The sequence below is a fragment of the Mesorhizobium sp. B2-3-14 genome (assembly GCF_006442175.1).
In the GTDB taxonomy this organism is placed as follows: domain Bacteria; phylum Pseudomonadota; class Alphaproteobacteria; order Rhizobiales; family Rhizobiaceae; genus Mesorhizobium; species Mesorhizobium australicum.
On record NZ_VFVP01000005.1, the window covers coordinates 40,753 to 58,736 of the forward strand.

The following is a 17,984-nucleotide window of genomic DNA, read 5'->3' on the forward strand; positions in this document are numbered from 1 at the left end:
CCTGGGCTGCCTCTCGCGCACGAACGCAGCACCAGTTCCTCGTTGCGGTGGTGGTTTTGGCAATGCGGCACTCCCCCGTCCTGGCTCTCCTGCTTGGCTTTGTTTCGTTGATTGGTGCGGCATCGCTGCTAGCCAGTCCGGCGTCGGCCCAGTCGACGTTGTTCAAGTCGCGATCGACCCAATCTTCCATGGATGGGTCGCGCTCTGCCTCCGTGGGTGGAAGCACCAGCGTCCCCTACGGTTGGATCGATTTCTGTCATCGCCGCCCAAAAGAGTGCAAGGTGCCGGCTCTGCCGGCCGCGAATGTCAAGCTGACAGCGCGGACCTTCCGCATCCTCAAGCGGATAAATCAGAAGGCGAACAGCGCCATCAAACCCGTCAGCAATTTCGATCACTGGGGCACGATGGCGGACCATTGGGATTATCCGGTTGACGGCAAAGGCGATTGCAAGATCTACGCCCTCTACAAACGCAAGCTCCTTCAAGAGGCTGGATTTCCCCGACAAGCGCTGTTGATGACGGTCGTGCGCGATCTCAACAATGAGGGCCACACCATCCTGACGGTGAAAACCGACAAAGGCGATCTTGTCCTCGACAATATGGTCGACCAAATCAGGCCTTGGAACGCAACCGGCTACTACTTCCTGAAACGTCAATCGCAGCAGAATCCGAATGTCTGGCAGTCGGTCAACCAGCGAGGCGGCACGCCGAAAACCTTCGCGAATGCTGCAAAGCTCGTAGATTGAGCCTGCCTGGACCGTACGGTTCAGGCATTACAGGCGTTCGGCGGCTTTTTTAGAGCGGTTCGGTGTTTGATAAAAGCGCTGAACCGCTCTCTCTTCATTTCGACGCAATTCCGGACGGAAAACCGCTACGCACTCTTCCTGGAGTTGCTCTAACCGGAGGATCCCGCAGCAGCGCTTCGGAAGCGCGGTTTGGCCTCAGCAGTCTCAACGAACCGTGCTCAGCCGCGCCTCCTCCTCGGTTTCTCCAGCAAGGCGACCGCCTCGACATGTGGCGACCACAGGAACTGATCGATTGGCGTCACGCTGTTCAGGGTATAGCCGCCGTCGATGAGAATGCGCAGGTCGCGGGCCAGCGTCACCGGGTTGCAGGACACCGCAGCAACGTATGGAACATCCGAGCGGGCGATCTGCTTCGACTGGTCTTCGGCGCCGGCGCGCGGCGGATCGAAGACAAGGCCGTCGAAGGCGTTCAACTCCTTGAAGGTCAGTGGCCGGCGAAACAGGTCGCGTCGTTCGCCCGTCACCCGCTTGAGGCCGGTCGCGAAACGTGATCCCCGGTCGAGCGCCGAAAGCGCCGCCGCGTCGCCTTCGACCGCATGGACTTCCGATTTCGCCGCCAGCCGCAAGGCAAAGCTGCCGCAACCGGCAAAGAGATCGGCAATTTTTTTTGCACGCTTCAGATGTCCGCCGACGATCTCGGCCATGGTCCGTTCGGCGGCCTCCGTCGCCTGCAGAAAGGCGCCGGGCGGCACGGCGACCGCAACACTGCCGAACATGACCACGGGCTTCCTTGGTTCGATGACGATCTCGTCATCGATGGACAGCCTGGCAAAGCCTTGCGCAATGACAAAGTTGGAGGCGATACGGCGCTGGTGTTCGCCGAGCTTGCCTGACTCGTGCACCGCGATGTCGAGGCCGGAACCCGTAACGGTGACCGCCATCCGGAACGATTTGGTGGTGGCGCATATCAATTCGGCCAGCGCCCTCAGCTGGCCGAGTGCCGCGACGATCTCGGGCAGTGAGATCGGGCATTCGGATATGGAGATGATCTCGGGCGACAGATGGCGATTGAAGCCGAGCAGCATGCCTGCGTCCGTGCGCCGGGCGGCAAGCACGACGCGGCGGCGCGACTGCGGCGCGCAGGCGACCAGTTCGCCAATCTCGCACTCGATGCCCTTGCCCCTCAATGCGTGCACCACCTTTTCGCGTTTCCATCGGCGATAGGCTTCGGTCTCGAAATGCTGGAGGGCACAGCCGCCGCATTCGGTGAAATGGCGGCAGGCGGGTTCGACGCGCAGCGGAGAGGCTTCCAGCACCGCCATCAGCGTGGCGCGATCCCGCTCGCGCGCGGCGGTGACGATCTCGCCCGGCAGCGTGAAGGGAATGAACAGATCGCCGCTCTCGGTTTCGGCGATGCCGTCGCCCTGCGATCCGAGCTTTCGTATTGTGAAGCGTACGCTCATCGGTCCTTGATCCCACCGAGCAGGAATTCGCGATTGCCGTCGCCACCTTCGATCGGCGACAGATGCAGGCCAAGCGAGCGCCAGCCGGGAACGGCATCCAGCCAATCCTGCAGCAGGCCCGCGACACGGGCGGCATCGAAGGGATCCTTCAACAAACCGCCCTTGCCGATCGCCTCGCGACCGGCCTCGAATTGCGGCTTGACCAGAAAGATCGCACCGGCGCCGGGCTTGGCAATGGCGAGTGCCGGCGGCAGCGCCAGTTTCAGCGAGATGAAACTGACGTCGGAAACGATGAAATCCGGATTGCGGCCGGCAAGATCGGCAACGGTGAGATCGCGCGCGTTCAGGCCCTCGATCACGGTCACGCGCGGATCACCACCGACATCAGGATGCATCTGGCCATGCCCGACATCGATTGCCGTGACATGGGACGCGCCGCGTTCGAGCAGCACCTGGGTGAAACCGCCGGTCGAGGCGCCGATGTCGAGGGCCTCGCGACCGGCCGGGTCGAGGCTGAAATGGTCGAGCCCGGCGATCAGCTTGAGCGCGGCGCGCGAGACATAGGCTTGCGCCGGATCGTCGATGGCGACAACGCATTGCGGCGAAACGTTCTGGCCGGGCTTGCGGGCTATGGCGCCGTCGACCGTCACCGTGCCGCGCTCCACCGCGTCGCGGGCGCGCGAGCGGCTGGCAAACAGCCCGCGCTGGACGAGCAGGTCGTCGAGCCGCTGGCGTGTGCTTGCTGGCAGAGGCGAGTTCATCGGCCTTCTCTGACGAAAGCCCGCGGTGAAGGCAAGGACATTAGATGGACCAAAGTGATCCTACGAGAGCGGCTGGTGCATCGAACCAGGCCGCGGCTTGCGCCCATTATGCCGGTCCGGCAGAATATTGGCCACGAAGAGCCCTCTGTTTGTCGCAACTCGAAGGAGAACGAATGCTGACGGGAACCTGCCACTGTGGCGCCGCCCACTGGACGCTGGAGGGCGACCCCGGCCCGGTGACGGCCTGCAACTGCACGCTTTGCCGCCGCTATGGCACGCTCTGGGCCTATGATTATGTCGACGAACGCATTCGCGTTTCGGGGCCAATGGGCAGCTATACGCGCGCCGGACAGGAAGACCCGTCGCTCGAGATCCTGTTCTGCCCGCGTTGCGCCTGCGTGCTCGGCTGGCGCGGACTGCGCGCCAGCGCCTCGGGTCGAAGACGCATGGCCGTCAATGTCCGGCTGGCGCCCCCCGAGGCCGTCGCCGATCTGCCGATCGACCATTTCGATGGCCTCGACACTTACGACGATCTGCCGCGCGACGGCCGCTGCGTACGCGACATGTGGTTTTAGAAGATGGTTCGCGGAGCCTGGCGCTCGATGGCTGGAGACAAACCGTCGTCTCGACCGCCTGAAGCCTGCTCACGCGCATGCCCGGTCGCAACAGGTGATACAGGCGAAGGATCCGGCGGCACCACAAGCTGCGGAATTTGCTTGTAGGAAAAGCCGCCGCGGATATCGCCCATCTTGCCGGCGACAATGCCTATCGCCGCCTTTTCGAGATTGCGGTCGTAGGGCGTTTCGGCGGCAGCCGGTACGACCATCACCGCCAAGAAGGCCGCGCCGCACAGAAGCGTCTTCATTCTCGTTGTCTCCCTGCCTGGCTGTGATCTAGCAGGGCGGCGTTGAAAAACGGCCAAGGGACAGGGTAAGCAAAACGCCAAACGGCAACGTTAACAATGCCTTATAAAATCGAGCCGGCAAACTGATTCAAGCTGTTGAGGTTTTGATTCAGGCGCGCTGGGCGCGGACCGTATGACCGAGCGCGATGAATACGGTGCGCACGATTCCGGCGACGTCGAGGCCAGCATCGGCATACATCTTCTCTGGCTTGGCGTGGTCGGTGAAGGCATCCGGCAGCACCAGCGGGCGTACCTTCAGCCCGCTTTCGAGCAGTCCTTCATGGGCGAGGAATTGCAGCACATGGCTGGCGAAGCCGCCAATTGCGCCCTCCTCCACCGTCACCAGAACCTCATGCGAGCGGGCCAGCCGCCGGATCAGATCCTGGTCGAGCGGCTTGGCGAAACGGGCATCGGCGACCGTGGTGGAAAGCCCGGCCGCGCCGAGTTCCTCGGCCGCGATGAGGCAATCCTGCAGCCTTGTGCCGAACGACAGGAGGGCAACCTTGCTGCCTTCCCGGACGATGCGGCCTTTGCCGATCTCCAGAACAGAGCCTCGCTCGGGCATGTCGACGCCGACGCCGTTGCCGCGCGGATAGCGGAAGGCGATCGGCCCATCGTCATAGCTGGCGGCGGTGCGCACCATGTGACGCAATTCCGCCTCGTCGGCCGCGGCCATTACGATAAAGCCCGGCAGGCTTGCCAGGAAGGTGGTGTCGAACGCGCCGCAATGGGTGGCACCGTCGGCGCCGACAAAGCCGGCGCGATCGATGGGGAAACGCACCGGCAGTTTCTGGATCGCGACGTCATGGACGACCTGATCGTAGGCACGCTGCAGGAAGGTCGAATAGATCGCGGCGAAGGGCTTGTAGCCTTCCGTCGCCAGGCCGGCGGCGAAGGTCACCGCATGCTGCTCGGCAATGCCGACGTCGAAAGTCCTTGACGGAAACACCTCGCCGAACAGGTCGAGGCCGGTGCCGCCCGGCATCGCGGCGGTGACGGCGACGATGCGGTCGTCCTCGCGCCCCTCCTGGATCAGGCTTTCGGCAAACACCTTGGTGTAGGCCGGTGCATTGGCCGGCGCCTTGGCCTGTGCGCCGGTGATGACGTCGAATTTGTTGACGCCATGATACTTGTCGGCGGCCGCCTCCGCCGGCGCGTAGCCCTTGCCCTTCTGGGTGACGACATGGATCAGCACCGGACCCTTGCCGTTGTCACGGACATTTTTCAGGACCGGGATGAGATGCTCCAGATTGTGACCGTCAATCGGGCCGATGTGATAGAAGCCGAGTTCCTCGAACAAGGTGCCGCCGGTGACGTAACCGCGCGCATGCTCGACCGCGCGGGTGATGGCTCGATCGGCCCGCTTGCCTAGATAGGAGGTCAGCTTCTTGCCAAAGTCGCGCAGGCCGACATAGGCCTTGCCGGAAGCCAGACGCGCCAGATAGGCGCTCATGGCGCCGGTTGGCGGGGCGATCGACATGTCATTGTCGTTGAGGATGACGATGAGGCGCGCATCGAGCGCGCCGGCATTGTTCATCGCCTCATAAGCCATGCCGGCCGACATGGCGCCGTCGCCGATGACGGAGATGACATTGTTGCGCCCGCCTGAGAGGTCGCGGGCGGCGGCCATGCCGAGGCCGGCCGATATCGATGTCGAGGAGTGGGCGGCGCCGAACGGGTCATATTCGCTCTCGGCTCGGCGGGTGAAGCCCGACAACCCGCCTTCCTGGCGCAAGGTGCGGATGCGGTCGCGACGGCCGGTCAGTATCTTGTGCGGATAGGCCTGGTGGCCGACATCCCAGATCAGCCGGTCATCGGGTGTGTTGAAGACATAATGCAGTGCCACGGTCAGTTCGACCACGCCAAGGCCGGCACCGAGATGGCCGCCGGTGCGCGACACCGCGTCGATCAATTCGAGGCGAAGCTCCGATGCCAATTGCGGCAAGTCGCTCTCGGCCAGCGTGCGCAGGTCGGCCGGGACGCGAACCCTATCGAGAAGCGGCGTATGCGGCGTTGCGTTCACGTTGGGCCCAGACTTTCTGTTCATCGGCGGGATAGGCCGCCGGCCGGCGAAAGTAAATGCGTGTCGCTGACGCGGACGGTCAGCCCCTCACCGATCTTCTCAGCCTTCCGGCAGCGGGATGAATTCTTTCTCATCGCCAGGAACGATATCGAAGCGGCCGGTCTTCCATTCCTGCTTGGCCTGCTCGATGCGCTCCTTGGACGAGGAAACGAAATTCCACCAGATGTAGCGCTTCGAACCGAGAGACGCGCCGCCGAACAGCATGAAATGCGCACCCGTCGATGACGATATGACGATCTCGTCGCCGGGCCGGAACACCAGCAGCCGTTCCGCTGGAAAGACATCACCCGAAATCGAGACCTCGCCCTCCAGCGTGTAGATGGCGCGCTCCTCGGCATCGGGCGGGATTTTGACGCTGGCGCCGGGCGCCAGCCGCAAATCTGCATAGAGTGTCTCGGAATCGGCCCGCACCGGAGACCGCAAACCCTGGAAATCACCGATGACGACGCGGCCGCAGACGCCTTCGGCGTCGATTTCGGGAAGCCGCAGCGCCGCTGTGTTCTCGAACACCGGCGCCACCTCTTCCTTGCCGTCCGGCAGAGCCAACCAGGTCTGCAGGCCGGAGATCGACATCGGCGCGCCGCGCAATTCCTGCGGCGTGCGTTCGGAGTGGACGATGCCGCGACCGGCCGTCATCAGGTTCACGTCGCCGGGTTGAATGACCATTTCGGTGCCGAGCGAATCGCGGTGCCTGATCTTGCCGTCGAACAGATAGGTCACGGTCGACAGGCCGATATGCGGGTGGGGACGGACATCGAGCGCCTGGCCCGCGCGCATGATCGCGGGACCCATTCGATCGAAGAAGATGAACGGCCCGACCAGGCGCCGCTTGGCGGTCGGCAAGGCGCGACGCACCTCGAAACCGCCAATGTCCTTGGCGTTAGGGATAACCATCAGCTCGATCTGGTCGCTGGCGAAGGCATCGCCGGCCTCAGGGTCCTTGCCGGGGAAGAAGCTCATGAACTCTCCTCGTCAGCGGTCAGTGGGCGCTTGGGCATATCAGGCGAACCGGATCGCCGCTTTTGCTTTTAATTTGGCTGCCACCTCTTCGCGATTGCGCGGATGCTGGTGGGTTTCGAGGGAATCGAGCAATTCGCGTGCGGATGCCGCGATGGCTTCGACGGCATGATCGAACGCATGCTGGTTCTTGGCAGAAGGCCGCGTCGTGCCGCTCAGCTTGCGGACAAACTGCAGTGCCGCGTCGCGGACTTCGTCGTTGGTTGCCGGCGGATCAAAATTGAACAGGGTCTTGATGTTTCTGCACATCGCTTCCGTATCTCCTCTTGTCCGTTTCAATCGGGACGAACTGTATCCTCAATGATGATCGTGTCCAAAAACCGGTAAGGCTGCTCCGGACCTCAGTCCGCGTCGAGCGGCTCGGTTCCAACCGGCTTGCCGTCGCGCGACAGCCTGATCTTCTCGACCTTGTCCTCGGCGGCCTTCAGCAGCCGGTCGCAATGAACCTTCAGCGCCTCGCCGCGCTCGTAAATCCGGATCGACTGGTCGAGCGGTACGTCGCCACGCTCCAGATCATCGACGATCTTCTCCAGTGCGTCGAGTGCCTGTTCAAAGCTCATCGCCTTGACGTCTTCGTTGATCTCACCGGTCATCATTCATCCTTTCATCAGTCGCCCGACATGGGCGGCGACCGAAAATGCCAATCCCTGCAGATCGTAGCCGCCCTCGAGCAGGCTGACGAGCCGGTTACCGCCGTGGATTGCGGCGCGCTGCATCAGCTGGCCGGTCGCCCAGTCGAAATCGTCCTCGGTCAGATTGATTTCCGCCAGCGGGTCGCGATGGTGCGCGTCGAAGCCGGCCGAAACGATAATCAGATCCGGCGCGAAATTGTCGAGTGCCGGCAGCACGCGCGACAGGAACGCATCGCGAAACACCTCGCTGCCCGTCCGAGGCGCCAGCGGCGCATTGACGATGTTGCCGGCGCCGGTCTCACTCTTCGCGCCCGTGCCGGGATAAAGCGGCATCTGGTGCGTCGAGCAATAGAGCACCGAGGGATCGTCCCAAAAAATATCCTGCGTGCCGTTGCCGTGATGCACGTCCCAGTCGACGACAGCGACACGCTCGGCGCCATGCTTCCTCTGCGCATGGCGCGCTGCGATTGCGGCCGTGTTGAAGAAGCAGAAGCCCATGGCCGTGGTCTTTTCGGCATGGTGGCCGGGCGGGCGGGCGGCGACGAAGACGTTGTCGGCGCGGCCCGCAAAGACGTCGTCGACGGCGGCATTGGCGGCACCGATCGCCGTAATCACCGCCTGCCAGCTTTTCGGGCTGGCGGTGGTGTCGGCGTCGATGCGGGCAATGCCTTCGTCGGGGATGGCGGCGCGGACACGCGCGACGAAATCGGCGGGATGCGCGTAGAGGATGGTCGCCTCGTCGCCGTGCGGTGCCTCGACGCGGTCAAGCGTGGCAAAAGCTTCGTCGTCGAGCACGCGCTCGATGGCGCGCAGGCGGTCGGGCCGCTCGGGGTGACCGGGCGGCGTGATGTGTTCGAGAAAGATCGGGTGCGTGTAGAGACGGGTGGCCATGCCCCCTATCTAGTGCCCCGGCGTCGTGATGGCCATGCGTTGCGGCTTGATCGCTGGGGAAAATCGAACCTGCGTCCATTCATGTCGCTGCGGGCATTGGCGGCGCCGGCCCTTCGGCGTAAGGTCGCAACCACTGCCTGGTGCCCGCCGGGCTGTTTGTTTTAGCGGCATTTTGCGACGCCAAGTGATTCCACTTGGCTGCAAATGCCTTGGCGGGAGAATCGGGAACACGGTTGAACTCCGTGGCGTGCCCAACGCTGTGAGGGGGACCGCGCCGGTAAATGCCACTGTCGATGACGGGAAGGCACCGGACGCGGGTCGATCCCGAGCCAGAAGACCGGCCTGGCAGGCATCGTCATCCGCATGGTCAGGCGGATGACATCGATTGCAATCGCAAGGGGACAAGCGATGCCGGAAGCTATGACCGCTCCAATGGGCGATGGATTTGACCAGATTGCGCGCGACGCTGTTTACCGCGCCATCTTCACACGGCGCGACGTCCGCAGCCATTTTACATCGGAGGCGATCGACGACGAGGTGCTGGCGCGGCTGCTGCTTGCCGCCCACCACGCGCCATCGGTCGGCTTCATGCAACCCTGGAATTTCATCGTCATTCGCGATGCCGCGCGGCGGGCGGAGGTGCGCGACCTGTTCCTGGCCGCGCGAGAACGGGAACTGCCTGAAATCGAAGCAGAACGGCAGGCGCTCTACCGCAAGCTCAAGCTGGAAGGCATTTGCGAAAGCGCGCTCAACATCTGCATCACCTGCGACCGCGAGCGCTCGAAAGGCTCGCCGCTGGGGCGCTGGCACAATCCGGAGATGGATCTCTACAGCACGGTCTGCGCGGTGCAGAATTTCTGGCTGGCCGCGCGTGCCGAAGGCGTCGGCGTCGGCTGGGTCAGCATCATCGAGGCGCAAGCGCTGAAAAGCTTGCTGGCCATTCCCGATCAAATGACGCCGATCGCCTATCTCTGCGTCGGCCGCGTTTCCGAATTCGCACCGAAGCCGGATCTCGAAACACACGGCTGGGGCCGGCGGCTGCCGTTGCCCGAGCTTATCATGAGCGAGACTTTTCGCGGACAAGGCGAAGCGCCGCTCAAATCAGCAGTGGCGCGCCTCGGTACCGCCGCCGGTGCGCCCGCGAGCCTAGCCGATCAGCGCGTCGCGCCGGCCGTGCCCCAGCGCGAACCGCCGAAAGTGGAGAGCGCCTTGTCCTTGAGTTCCCTGAACTTCGACGAGGCTTCGGCCAGCCTGGCGTCCCAGGCGGCATCGGGCACCTGACCCTCGATAGTCTTGAAATAGACCTGCATCAGGCAGGCAATGGCGAACGGCTCAATGAAGGCCGCCTTGAAAGCCCAGGCAAAGACGATTGCCAGCACGAAAGCCCAGCCGGCGAGCTGCCCGGGCATGACGTAAAGAATAGCGGCTGCCGGAGCCAGCATCAGCAGGAAAATCACGAACGACACGCCCCACATGATGACCCCTAGCCAGACGGCATTCTTGACCATGGTCTTGCCGTTCTGGGCGTAGAGCACAACGCCTTGGCGCGCGGTTTCGAACGGCGAGGACGAACTGATGCGAATGTTGTAGCCGAGAATGATCTCGTCGACATAGGTCAGCGACAGGCGAATCACCGTGTTGAGGAACGAAACCAGGCCGCTCAGGCCAGGAATGGGCAGGAAGGCCGCGATGCCGCCGAGCAGGCCGGTGATGGCGTGTATGGCGCCCTTGACCAATTGATCGACGACGAAAAGGATGTTGGCCTCGGCAAAACGCTCGGTCACGACCTCTTTCGCGTAGGCGATCTGGTTCTGGCCGTCGGGAATATCATTGCCGTCGATCAGATGCACCATGACGGCGATATGGCCCGCCTTGACGACGTAGAGAATGTATTCGCGGATCCAGTAGACGGCGATCGAGACGATGCCGAAACCGACCACGCCGCCCCACATCGCAAAAGACAATGGTCCGTCGGGATCGGTAGAAATATGGCCGACGCCATAGCCGACGGAGGCGCCGGTGCCGGTGGCCACGATGTAGGCCAGCGTGATGCCGAAATAGACGATCATGCGAAAGACAATGAAAGGCCAGGTCCGCATCATGATGGACACCGACCTGCCGATATCGAAATCCCACACGCCCCGAATCTCCCCTCAGAGATGGCTGCGGAGGATGCGCTCAAACCGGCTATTGTCAATTGCAGGCAGTGGCGGGACTGCCATGGCGGTTCATCTTGAAAGCGCTTCCGGCTTTTTCAGCAGGCCTTCGAGCAATTGCTTGAACGCGGCCACCACCATCTTCGATGTCGCTTCGGGATCTTGCGAATTGGCGATGCGCTGCGCGGCCTGGCTGCTCGCCCCATTGATCAGCCGCGCTGCCGACTCCGGGTCGACGCCGGGGACGACCACCCCTTCCCGCTGCAGCGCTGTCAGATGATCGGTCATTGAACCGACGCAGGCATTGGCATTCGACCACAGTGCCGGATCGCCCAGCACAGCCGGACCATCCCGGAACATGATGCGCTGGATTTCCGGCTCCAGCGCCATTTCGATATAGGTGGTGCATTCGTCGACGAAATGCTGCCAGCGGGTCGGCGCCCGCGACGCGACCTCATTCACCCGGGCCGCCATTTCCGCGTCGATTTCGGCGATAACCGCCTCAAGCAGTCCCTTCTTGTCGCCGAAGTGATGATAAAGGGCGCCGCGCGTCAGCCCGGCCGACGCGGTGAAATCATCCATCGACGCTTCGGCATAGCCAATGGTGCCGAAAGCCTGGCGCGCCGCGGCGATCAGCTTGGCGCGTGTCTCGGCGATCATCTCCTTGCGCGGTCGATGCATGCTTCTGGCCTTACTTACATACGCTCCGTATGCCAATTGACATACGCGACGTATGCTCTATTTAACACTTATACGTCTCGTATGTAATTGTCGAATCGCCCCTTGTCGAGGAACAGGATCATGCAAAACCCCTATTCGGAAATCTTTCGCGCGCCCGGAGCCAGGGGCTTTGCCGCCGCCGGCTTCATGGCGCGCCTGCCGATCGCCATGGCGCCGATCGGCATCGTGGCGATGCTGTCGCAGACGCGTGGCGAATACTGGCTGGCGGGTGCGGTTTCGGCGACATTCGCCTTGGCCAATGCCTTCCTGGCGCCGCAAATATCGAGGTTGGTCGACCGCCTCGGCCAGACGCGGGTTGTCGTACCCACCACCATCATCTCCGTGCTCGCATTCGCGGCCCTGATCGCATCGGCCAATCAAGACTGGCCGGTATGGACGCTGTTCGCGTCGGCGCTGCTGGCCGCGGCAATGCCAAGCATGCCGGCCATGGTGCGGGCGCGCTGGACCGAGATTTTCCGGGGCCGGTCCGAGATGAACACCGCCTTCGCCTTCGAGTCGGCGGCGGACGAACTGGTCTATATCGCCGGCGCATCGCTATCTGTGGGCCTCAGCGCCGCGCTGTTCCCGGAAGCGGGCGTGCTCGTCAGCACGCTGTTCCTCGCCTTGGGCTCGATAGCCTTCGTTCTGCAGCGTTCGACCGAGCCGCAAGTGCGGCCGGTGGACCATGGCTCCAGCGGCTCGGCAATCCGCCTGGGGCCGGTTCAAATCATCACCTTCGCCATGATCTTCATCGGCGCGACCTTCGCGACGACGGAGGTGAGCACGGTGGCGATCACCAAGGAACTCGGCCAGCCGGGCACTGCCAGTCTCGTCATCGGCGTCTATGCGCTGGGCTCCTTCGTGCTCGGCATCATCATCGGCGCGCTCAACCTGAAAGCACCGCTGCAGCGCCAGCTCGCCATCGCGGTTGCCTTGGTCGCGCTCGGCACACTGCTGCCGCTTAGCGCCAGCACCGTGCCAGCGCTCGCGCTGACTGTCTTCATCAGTGGCGTGGCGATCTCGCCGACCTTCATCACCGCCTTCGGCCTGATCGAGCGGCATGTCCCGGAAGCGATGCTGACCGAAGGCATCACCTGGGTAACCACCGGGATCGGCATCGGCATGGCGCTGGGCTCCTTCGCCGCCGGCGCCGTGGTGGATGCATTCGGCGCCCAGAACGGATTCTGGGTCTCGGTGACGTCAGGCGCTATCGCGCTGATCACGGTGCTGCTCGGCCAGCGCAGCCTCGCCACCCACGAATGCGAGTTGGAAGGATGCGAGGCGGCAATCCCGGCCGAGTGACAGGCAGGGTTTGTCGAGCTCAGATGATCTCGGTCTTGGCGATGTGGATGCCAAAGCCTTCGAGGCCGACATAGTGGCGCTCGCGCGAGGCAATCAGGTTGATCGAGGAAATGCCGAGGTCCTTCAGGATCTGGGCGCCAAGGCCGATCTCGCGCCATTCGCTCTCGCGCCGGCGCGCCTCTTCATGGTCCTCGCGGTCGCCTGGCGCCGGCCGGTTGCGCTCCTGGTGGGCAACGCCGACCGAGCCTTCCCTGAGATAGACGATGACGCCGCGCTTGCGTTCGCCCATCGCCTTCATGATGCCGTCGAGCCGGTGGCTGGTGCCGAACACGTCGGTCACCACATCCTCCGAATGCAGCCGCACCGGCACCTCCTCGCCGTCGCGGATGTCGCCGAAGACGATGGCGACGTGATGCATCGTGTCCCAGGGCAGCGTGTAGGTGAAGACCTGGGCCTTGCCACCCAGCGTCTCGATGTCGGAGCAGGCGACGCGCTCGACCAGGGTCTCCTTGCGCTGCCGGTAAGCGATGAGGTCGGCGACCGATACCTGCCTGAGGCCATGCTCCTCCGCGAAGGCCGCGACCTGCGGGCCGCGCTTGACGGTGCCGTCGTCATTGACCAGTTCCGAGATCACGCCGATCGGCGGCAGGCCGGCGAGCTTGCACAAATCGACCGCCGCCTCGGTATGACCCGAGCGCATCAAGACGCCGCCCTCGCGCGCTATGAGCGGGAAGATGTGTCCAGGGCGGACGAAATCGGAGGCACCGACATTGCCGTTGGCGAGGTTACGCACAGTCAGCGTGCGGTCGTCGGCCGAAATGCCTGTCGTCGTGCCATGCTTGAAGTCGACGCTGACGGTGAAGGCGGTGGTGTGGGCCGAATCATTGTCGGCCACCATCGGCGCGAGGTTCAGCCGCTTAGCCTCCTCGCGCGGCATCGGCGTGCAGACGATGCCCGACGTGTTGCGAACGATGAAGGCCATCTTCTCCGGCGTGCAATGGACGGCCGCGACGATCAGGTCGCCCTCGTTCTCGCGCCCGTCATCGTCCATGACGACGACGATCTCGCCGCGTTCGAAGGCGCGGATGGCTTCGACAATCTTCTTCTGGTCATAAGACATGGAATGCTCGCTTCGCTCGCAGGGAATAGGGACTGGGCAGTAGGGGTTAGGGAATAAAAGGGGCGGGCTGGCAGCTGACCACTGACTACTGCCTATTCCCTACCGCCTATTCCCTTCCCCGTCTGTCCTCTGTGCCGCAGATAATGGTCGGCGATGGCGCAGGCAACCATGGCCTCGCCGATCGGCACGGCTCGGATGCCGACGCAGGGATCGTGGCGACCCTTGGTCATCACTTCGACATCCCTGCCGTCCTTGTCGATCGATTTGCGCGGCGTCAGGATCGACGAAGTCGGCTTCACCGCAAAACGGGCGACGATCGCCTGGCCCGTCGAGATGCCGCCCAGGATGCCGCCGGCGTTGTTGGACAGGAACACCGGCTTGCCGTCATTGCCCATGCGCATCTCGTCGGCATTCTGTTCGCCGGTGATGCGGGCGGCCTCGAAACCATTGCCGATCTCGACGCCCTTGACGGCGTTGATCGACATCAAGCCGGACGCGAGGTCCTGGTCGAGCTTGGCGTAGATCGGCGCGCCGAGGCCGGCAGGCACACCGTCGGCGACGATCTCGATCACCGCGCCAACGGAGGAACCGGCCTTGCGGATGTCGTCCAGATACCGCGTAAAAACAGGAACCGAAGCCGGATCGGGGGTGAAGAACGGGTTCTCGGCATCGCCGATGAAATTCCAGTTCCAGTTGGCGCGGTCGATGGACTTTTCGCCCATCGACACGAGCGCGCCGCGCACCACCATGCCCGGCACCACCTTGCGGGCGAGCGCGCCGGCAGCGACCCTGGCAGCGGTCTCGCGCGCCGAGGAGCGGCCGCCGCCGCGATAGTCGCGTATGCCGTATTTGACGTCGTAGGTGTAGTCGGCATGGCCCGGCCGGAACTGGCGGGCGATCTCGCCATAGTCCTTCGAGCGCTGATCGACATTCTCGATCAGCATCGACACCGGCGTGCCGGTGGTGATCATCGTCTCTCCGTCCTCGTCCAAGACGAAACCGGACAGAACCTTCACCTCGTCGGGCTCGCGGCGCTGCGTGACGAAGCGCGACTGGCCCGGGCGGCGCTTGTCGAGTTCGGCCTGGATTTCATCGCGCGTGAAACGGATACCCGGCGGACAACCATCGACCACGCAGCCGAGCGCCGCGCCATGGCTCTCGCCCCAGGTGGTGACGCGGAAAAGATGGCCGAACGTGTTGTGAGACATGGAAAGTGCCCTGCCCGGCATCGAAACCGGCTGAAGCCAGCCTTCTATTGGCGTTTTCCACAGTGGTCAAACTGTGATCCGACGGATTTAGTTTTGACACATTCGGTTGGTTTCTGCTCTCCTCCATTCGCCGTTGAGGATCCGCCGCCACCCAGGCCGGCGCAATGACCAAAGAGGACGATGATGCGTACCCTGATTGGCGCTGTTGCCGCCACGCTGCTGCTCTCCACCGCCGCCTTTGCCGGGCAGACCGAAGGCCTGATCAAGAAGATCGACAAGGACGCGCTGACACTGACGCTGGACGACGGCAAATCCTACAAGTTGAATGCCGAAACCGATCTCGATGCGCTGAAGCCGGGGATGGACATCGTCATCGCTTACGATGTGACCGATGGCGAAAACGTCGTCACAGACATGCAGCTGCCGGGTGACAGCGACACGAACTAGGAGTTGGCGTCACCGGCGTCCTAAAGCCACTCCAGGCTCCTGCCTTCAAGTTTGAGCACGCGATCCTGCGGTATCTCCAGGTTCGCGGCCTCGTCCTCGGGCATATCAAGCACGAAGCGAAACAGGGTGCGCATGACGCCCCCGTGCGTCACGCAAATCGTCTGCCCCCGAAGCTCGTCGAACCATGGCTTCACCCGTTCGAGCAGCATCTGGTAGCTCTCCGCGCCTTCACCTGGCGGCTGAAAATTCCACTTGTCCAGTGCGCGGGATCGGCTCGCGCCGGGCGACTGCCTCTCAAGCTCGGCGAAGGTAAAACTCTGCCAATCGCCGAAATTGACTTCAATCAGTCTGATATCGGTTCGATAGGCGAGCGGATCGAGCCTCATGGCGGCGCGGATGCGTTCCATCGTTTCGCGCGTGCGTCTCATTGGACTGGCGACGAAGTCGAATTCCTGGGAAGCGCCGACGAGTTCGGCCAGCCGACGGCCGTTTGCGCTCGCCTGTTCGCGGCCGAGAGCATTGAGATCGGTATCGGCCTGGCCTTGAAGCCGGAACTCGGCGTTCCACGCGGTCTGGCCGTGGCGCACGATATAAACCAGCGGGTACATCAGCTCTTCCGGAGATCGGGCCAGGGCCTGGAAGGAGGAAGGGCGGGGAGACCTAATCCTTGACCGTCGAAATATCCGGCGCGTCGACGGCTTTCATGCCAACGACATGATAGCCGGAATCGACATGGTGCACTTCACCGGTGACGCCACGCGACAGGTCGGACAGGAAATAGACGCCGGAATCGCCGACCTCTTCCTGCGTGACCGTCTGCTTCAGCGGCGAATTGTATTCGTTCCACTTCAGGATGTAGCGGAAGTCGCCGATGCCGGAGGCGGCAAGCGTCTTGATCGGGCCGGCCGAGATGGCATTGACACGAATTTTCTTGGCGCCAAGGTCGACAGCGAGATAACGCACGCTGGCCTCCAGTGCCGCCTTGGCGACGCCCATGACGTTATAGTGCGGCATGACCTTCTCGGCGCCGTAATAGGTCAGCGTCAGCAGCGAACCGCCCTCGGTCATCAGCGCTTCAGCGCGCTTGGCGATGGTGGTGAAGGAATAGACCGAAATGTCCATGGTGCGCAGGAAATTGTCGCGCGTCGTCTCGACATAGCGGCCGGTCAGCTCGTCCTTATCGGAAAAGGCGATGGCGTGCACGAGGAAGTCGAGCTTGCCCCAATGCTCGGCGACATTGGCGAAGACCTCGTCCAGGCTCGCCGGATCGGTTACGTCGCAATGGCCGGCCACAAAGGCGCCCAGTTCCGTCGCCAGCGGCTCGACGCGCTTCTTGAAGGCTTCGCCCTGATAGGTCAGTGCGATCTCGGCGCCGTGATCGACGCAGGCTTTGGCAATGCCATAAGCGATCGACCTGTTGTTGGCGACGCCAAGAATCAGGCCGCGCTTGCCGGCCATCAGGCCCTGTCCACCCGCCATATGCGTGTTCTCCGCAAGATATCTGCTTTGTGGAGTGCCTATCGCACAGGCATACAGCCCCTTCAAGCGTTCAAAGCGGACAGTTCGGGGGACAAAAGCTCTCGATCAGCCTTTTTGACCGCGCAACAGCGATTCCAGCGCGCTGTCGCCGCCTTCCGGCAGCATGATGCGCACATGGGCATAGAGATCGCCATGGCCGCCGGCTTTCTCCGGCAAGCCCCTGCCCTTGAGCCGCAGGACCTTGTCCGAGCTCGACCAGGCGGGAACGTTGACCGCAAGCCTGCCTGTCGGCGTCTCGACCGGCACCTTGGCGCCCAGCACCGCATCGGCCAGCGAAACCGGCAGGTCGGCGTGCAGGTCACGGCCTTCGATGCGGTAACGTGGATGCCGGCGGATATGGATCTTGACCAGTGCGTCGCCGGGTTGGCCCGGTCCCTGCTCGCCCTGGCCCTTCAGCCGGATGGTCTGGCCATCCTCGACATAGGCCGGCAGCTTGACCGCAACCTTGCGGCCATCCGGGAACATCGCCGTCACCTTCTCGGCATTGGCCGCTTCCTCGATGGTGACGTCGAGCGTGACGTTCAGGTCGGATGCCGTCGCCGCCTGGCGGCGGTCGCCCGCTCCTGGCCCGCGCGCGCCTGAAAAGGCATCGCCGAAGATCTGGCTGAAGATATCGCTGTTGCCGTCGAATGGATCGCCGCCCGGACGGCCCGAACGGAACTCGAATCGAGAGCCTCCGGCGCCCTGTTGCTGGCGGCGGAACCCGGCAAAGGGGTCGCCACCGCCCGCGGCACCTTCAAAGCCCTGGAAACGCGGCTTGCCGTCGGCGTCGATCTCGCCACGATCGAAAGCCGCACGGTTCTTCTCGTCGCCGATGACCTCATAGGCCTGATTGGCCGCGGCAAAACGGTCCTTCGCCTTGGGATCATTCGGATTCTGGTCCGGATGATGCTTCTTGGCGAGTTTCCGGTACGCCGATTTTATGTCCTTGGCCGATGCGTTCTTTGCAACGCCCAGCACCTCATAGGGGTCGCGCATGCTTCCTGCCCTGGAAA

The 17,984-nt window shown here is 63.2% G+C and carries 19 protein-coding genes, 1 pseudogene and 1 riboswitch; of the genes and pseudogenes, 5 read left to right on the forward strand and 15 right to left on the reverse strand.

From position 1 onward, the window contains the following. Positions 1 to 62: 62 nt before the first annotated feature. Entirely contained in the window at positions 63 to 746 is a 684-nt protein-coding gene (locus FJ950_RS14670) for a transglutaminase-like cysteine peptidase (RefSeq protein WP_181171246.1), read from the forward strand. 218 nt (positions 747 to 964) lie between these two features. Here the strand turns inward: FJ950_RS14670 and FJ950_RS14675 are convergent, their stop codons facing one another. Together FJ950_RS14675 and FJ950_RS14680 are read right to left on the reverse strand one after the other, a co-directional pair. Next, positions 965 to 2,209 carry a class I SAM-dependent RNA methyltransferase gene (locus FJ950_RS14675; protein WP_140617293.1) on the reverse strand — a complete coding sequence of 415 codons (1,245 nt, stop codon included), beginning with the start codon at positions 2,207 to 2,209 and terminating at the stop codon, positions 965 to 967. Then, positions 2,206 to 2,970: a TlyA family RNA methyltransferase gene (locus FJ950_RS14680; protein ID WP_140617294.1), complete on the reverse strand. Its 765-nt coding sequence runs from the start codon at positions 2,968 to 2,970 to the stop codon at positions 2,206 to 2,208. Before FJ950_RS14680 ends, FJ950_RS14675 begins: the two co-directional genes overlap by 4 nt. Positions 2,971 to 3,143: 173 nt before the next feature. Here FJ950_RS14680 and FJ950_RS14685 point away from each other — a divergent pair, with 173 nt between their 5' ends. Further along, positions 3,144 to 3,545, forward strand: coding sequence for a GFA family protein (locus FJ950_RS14685; RefSeq protein WP_140617295.1), 402 nt, complete (start codon positions 3,144 to 3,146; stop codon positions 3,543 to 3,545). On the opposite strand, the gene FJ950_RS14690 is transcribed toward FJ950_RS14685, so the two are convergent. From FJ950_RS14690 to FJ950_RS14715, 6 genes are all read right to left on the reverse strand, one after another. Continuing rightward, positions 3,542 to 3,835 (reverse strand): hypothetical protein, encoded by a 294-nt coding sequence (locus FJ950_RS14690; protein WP_015318804.1) that lies wholly within the window; start codon positions 3,833 to 3,835, stop codon positions 3,542 to 3,544. The genes FJ950_RS14685 and FJ950_RS14690 overlap by 4 nt on opposite strands. Before the next feature lie 148 nt (positions 3,836 to 3,983). Further along, on the reverse strand, positions 3,984 to 5,921 hold the full coding sequence (gene dxs, locus FJ950_RS14695; RefSeq protein ID WP_181171248.1) for a 1-deoxy-D-xylulose-5-phosphate synthase: 1,938 nt from the start codon (positions 5,919 to 5,921) through the stop codon (positions 3,984 to 3,986). A 75-nt stretch (positions 5,922 to 5,996) separates the two neighbouring features. Continuing rightward, positions 5,997 to 6,917 (reverse strand): pirin family protein, encoded by a 921-nt coding sequence (locus tag FJ950_RS14700; RefSeq protein ID WP_140617296.1) that lies wholly within the window; start codon positions 6,915 to 6,917, stop codon positions 5,997 to 5,999. A gap of 39 nt (positions 6,918 to 6,956) precedes the next feature. Further along, positions 6,957 to 7,223 carry a DUF2277 domain-containing protein gene (locus tag FJ950_RS14705; RefSeq protein ID WP_015318807.1) on the reverse strand — a complete coding sequence of 89 codons (267 nt, stop codon included), beginning with the start codon at positions 7,221 to 7,223 and terminating at the stop codon, positions 6,957 to 6,959. A gap of 92 nt (positions 7,224 to 7,315) precedes the next feature. Beyond that, positions 7,316 to 7,567: an exodeoxyribonuclease VII small subunit gene (locus tag FJ950_RS14710; RefSeq protein WP_015318808.1), complete on the reverse strand. Its 252-nt coding sequence runs from the start codon at positions 7,565 to 7,567 to the stop codon at positions 7,316 to 7,318. Between the two features lie 3 nt (positions 7,568 to 7,570). Further along, the gene (locus tag FJ950_RS14715) at positions 7,571 to 8,497 is read right to left on the reverse strand and encodes a histone deacetylase family protein (RefSeq protein ID WP_140617297.1); all 927 of its coding nucleotides are present in this window, start codon (positions 8,495 to 8,497) and stop codon (positions 7,571 to 7,573) included. A gap of 178 nt (positions 8,498 to 8,675) precedes the next feature. Then, a riboswitch (cobalamin riboswitch) is annotated at positions 8,676 to 8,858 on the forward strand. 71 nt (positions 8,859 to 8,929) lie between these two features. On the opposite strand from FJ950_RS14715, the pseudogene bluB reads away from it, so the two are divergent. Further along, a pseudogene (bluB, locus tag FJ950_RS29805) lies at positions 8,930 to 9,535 on the forward strand (5,6-dimethylbenzimidazole synthase); the annotation flags it as partial. Between the two features lie 116 nt (positions 9,536 to 9,651). Here bluB and FJ950_RS14725 read toward each other — a convergent pair. Together FJ950_RS14725 and FJ950_RS14730 are read right to left on the reverse strand one after the other, a co-directional pair. Beyond that, complete coding sequence (locus FJ950_RS14725; protein WP_246681319.1) at positions 9,652 to 10,635, reverse strand: hypothetical protein; 984 nt, start codon at positions 10,633 to 10,635, stop codon at positions 9,652 to 9,654. A 90-nt stretch (positions 10,636 to 10,725) separates the two neighbouring features. Next, complete coding sequence (locus FJ950_RS14730; protein ID WP_015318812.1) at positions 10,726 to 11,334, reverse strand: TetR/AcrR family transcriptional regulator; 609 nt, start codon at positions 11,332 to 11,334, stop codon at positions 10,726 to 10,728. A gap of 120 nt (positions 11,335 to 11,454) precedes the next feature. Here FJ950_RS14730 and FJ950_RS14735 point away from each other — a divergent pair, with 120 nt between their 5' ends. Then, a complete protein-coding gene (locus FJ950_RS14735; protein WP_140617299.1) occupies positions 11,455 to 12,675 on the forward strand; it encodes an MFS transporter in 1,221 nt (406 codons plus the stop codon). 19 nt (positions 12,676 to 12,694) lie between these two features. Here the strand turns inward: FJ950_RS14735 and ribB are convergent, their stop codons facing one another. Beyond that, positions 12,695 to 13,795 (reverse strand): 3,4-dihydroxy-2-butanone-4-phosphate synthase, encoded by a 1,101-nt coding sequence (ribB, locus tag FJ950_RS14740; RefSeq protein WP_140617300.1) that lies wholly within the window; start codon positions 13,793 to 13,795, stop codon positions 12,695 to 12,697. Between the two features lie 92 nt (positions 13,796 to 13,887). Continuing rightward, positions 13,888 to 15,003, reverse strand: a complete 1,116-nt coding sequence (aroC, locus tag FJ950_RS14745; protein ID WP_140617301.1) for a chorismate synthase — start codon at positions 15,001 to 15,003, stop codon at positions 13,888 to 13,890. 183 nt (positions 15,004 to 15,186) lie between these two features. Between aroC and FJ950_RS14750 the strand changes: the two genes are divergently transcribed. After that, positions 15,187 to 15,450 carry a DUF1344 domain-containing protein gene (locus FJ950_RS14750; RefSeq protein ID WP_015318816.1) on the forward strand — a complete coding sequence of 88 codons (264 nt, stop codon included), beginning with the start codon at positions 15,187 to 15,189 and terminating at the stop codon, positions 15,448 to 15,450. Between the two features lie 20 nt (positions 15,451 to 15,470). Here FJ950_RS14750 and FJ950_RS14755 read toward each other — a convergent pair whose 3' ends face one another. The 3 genes from FJ950_RS14755 to FJ950_RS14765 all read right to left on the reverse strand — a co-directional run bounded on the left by FJ950_RS14755 (position 15,471) and on the right by FJ950_RS14765 (position 17,967). Beyond that, positions 15,471 to 16,058: a histidine phosphatase family protein gene (locus FJ950_RS14755; RefSeq protein WP_140617302.1), complete on the reverse strand. Its 588-nt coding sequence runs from the start codon at positions 16,056 to 16,058 to the stop codon at positions 15,471 to 15,473. A 52-nt stretch (positions 16,059 to 16,110) separates the two neighbouring features. Continuing rightward, entirely contained in the window at positions 16,111 to 16,929 is an 819-nt protein-coding gene (fabI, locus tag FJ950_RS14760; RefSeq protein WP_140617303.1) for an enoyl-ACP reductase FabI, read from the reverse strand. A 105-nt stretch (positions 16,930 to 17,034) separates the two neighbouring features. Continuing rightward, positions 17,035 to 17,967: a J domain-containing protein gene (locus FJ950_RS14765; protein ID WP_140617304.1), complete on the reverse strand. Its 933-nt coding sequence runs from the start codon at positions 17,965 to 17,967 to the stop codon at positions 17,035 to 17,037. Positions 17,968 to 17,984: the final 17 nt, after the last annotated feature.

Excerpts from the sequence above, each read along its gene's own strand:
- FJ950_RS14670 (WP_181171246.1), top strand. The coding sequence starts at position 63 with ATGCGGCACTCCCCCGTCCTGGCTCTCCTGCTTGGCTTTGTTTCGTTG.
- FJ950_RS14675 (WP_140617293.1), bottom strand. The coding sequence starts at position 2,209 with ATGAGCGTACGCTTCACAATACGAAAGCTCGGATCGCAGGGCGACGGC.
- FJ950_RS14680 (WP_140617294.1), bottom strand. The coding sequence starts at position 2,970 with ATGAACTCGCCTCTGCCAGCAAGCACACGCCAGCGGCTCGACGACCTG.
- FJ950_RS14685 (WP_140617295.1), top strand. The coding sequence starts at position 3,144 with ATGCTGACGGGAACCTGCCACTGTGGCGCCGCCCACTGGACGCTGGAG.
- FJ950_RS14690 (WP_015318804.1), bottom strand. The coding sequence starts at position 3,835 with ATGAAGACGCTTCTGTGCGGCGCGGCCTTCTTGGCGGTGATGGTCGTA.
- dxs (WP_181171248.1), bottom strand. The coding sequence starts at position 5,921 with ATGAACAGAAAGTCTGGGCCCAACGTGAACGCAACGCCGCATACGCCG.
- FJ950_RS14700 (WP_140617296.1), bottom strand. The coding sequence starts at position 6,917 with ATGAGCTTCTTCCCCGGCAAGGACCCTGAGGCCGGCGATGCCTTCGCC.
- FJ950_RS14705 (WP_015318807.1), bottom strand. The coding sequence starts at position 7,223 with ATGTGCAGAAACATCAAGACCCTGTTCAATTTTGATCCGCCGGCAACC.
- FJ950_RS14710 (WP_015318808.1), bottom strand. The coding sequence starts at position 7,567 with ATGACCGGTGAGATCAACGAAGACGTCAAGGCGATGAGCTTTGAACAG.
- FJ950_RS14715 (WP_140617297.1), bottom strand. The coding sequence starts at position 8,497 with ATGGCCACCCGTCTCTACACGCACCCGATCTTTCTCGAACACATCACG.
- FJ950_RS14730 (WP_015318812.1), bottom strand. The coding sequence starts at position 11,334 with ATGCATCGACCGCGCAAGGAGATGATCGCCGAGACACGCGCCAAGCTG.
- FJ950_RS14735 (WP_140617299.1), top strand. The coding sequence starts at position 11,455 with ATGCAAAACCCCTATTCGGAAATCTTTCGCGCGCCCGGAGCCAGGGGC.
- ribB (WP_140617300.1), bottom strand. The coding sequence starts at position 13,795 with ATGTCTTATGACCAGAAGAAGATTGTCGAAGCCATCCGCGCCTTCGAA.
- aroC (WP_140617301.1), bottom strand. The coding sequence starts at position 15,003 with ATGTCTCACAACACGTTCGGCCATCTTTTCCGCGTCACCACCTGGGGC.
- FJ950_RS14750 (WP_015318816.1), top strand. The coding sequence starts at position 15,187 with ATGCGTACCCTGATTGGCGCTGTTGCCGCCACGCTGCTGCTCTCCACC.
- FJ950_RS14755 (WP_140617302.1), bottom strand. The coding sequence starts at position 16,058 with ATGTACCCGCTGGTTTATATCGTGCGCCACGGCCAGACCGCGTGGAAC.
- fabI (WP_140617303.1), bottom strand. The coding sequence starts at position 16,929 with ATGGCGGGTGGACAGGGCCTGATGGCCGGCAAGCGCGGCCTGATTCTT.
- FJ950_RS14765 (WP_140617304.1), bottom strand. The coding sequence starts at position 17,967 with ATGCGCGACCCCTATGAGGTGCTGGGCGTTGCAAAGAACGCATCGGCC.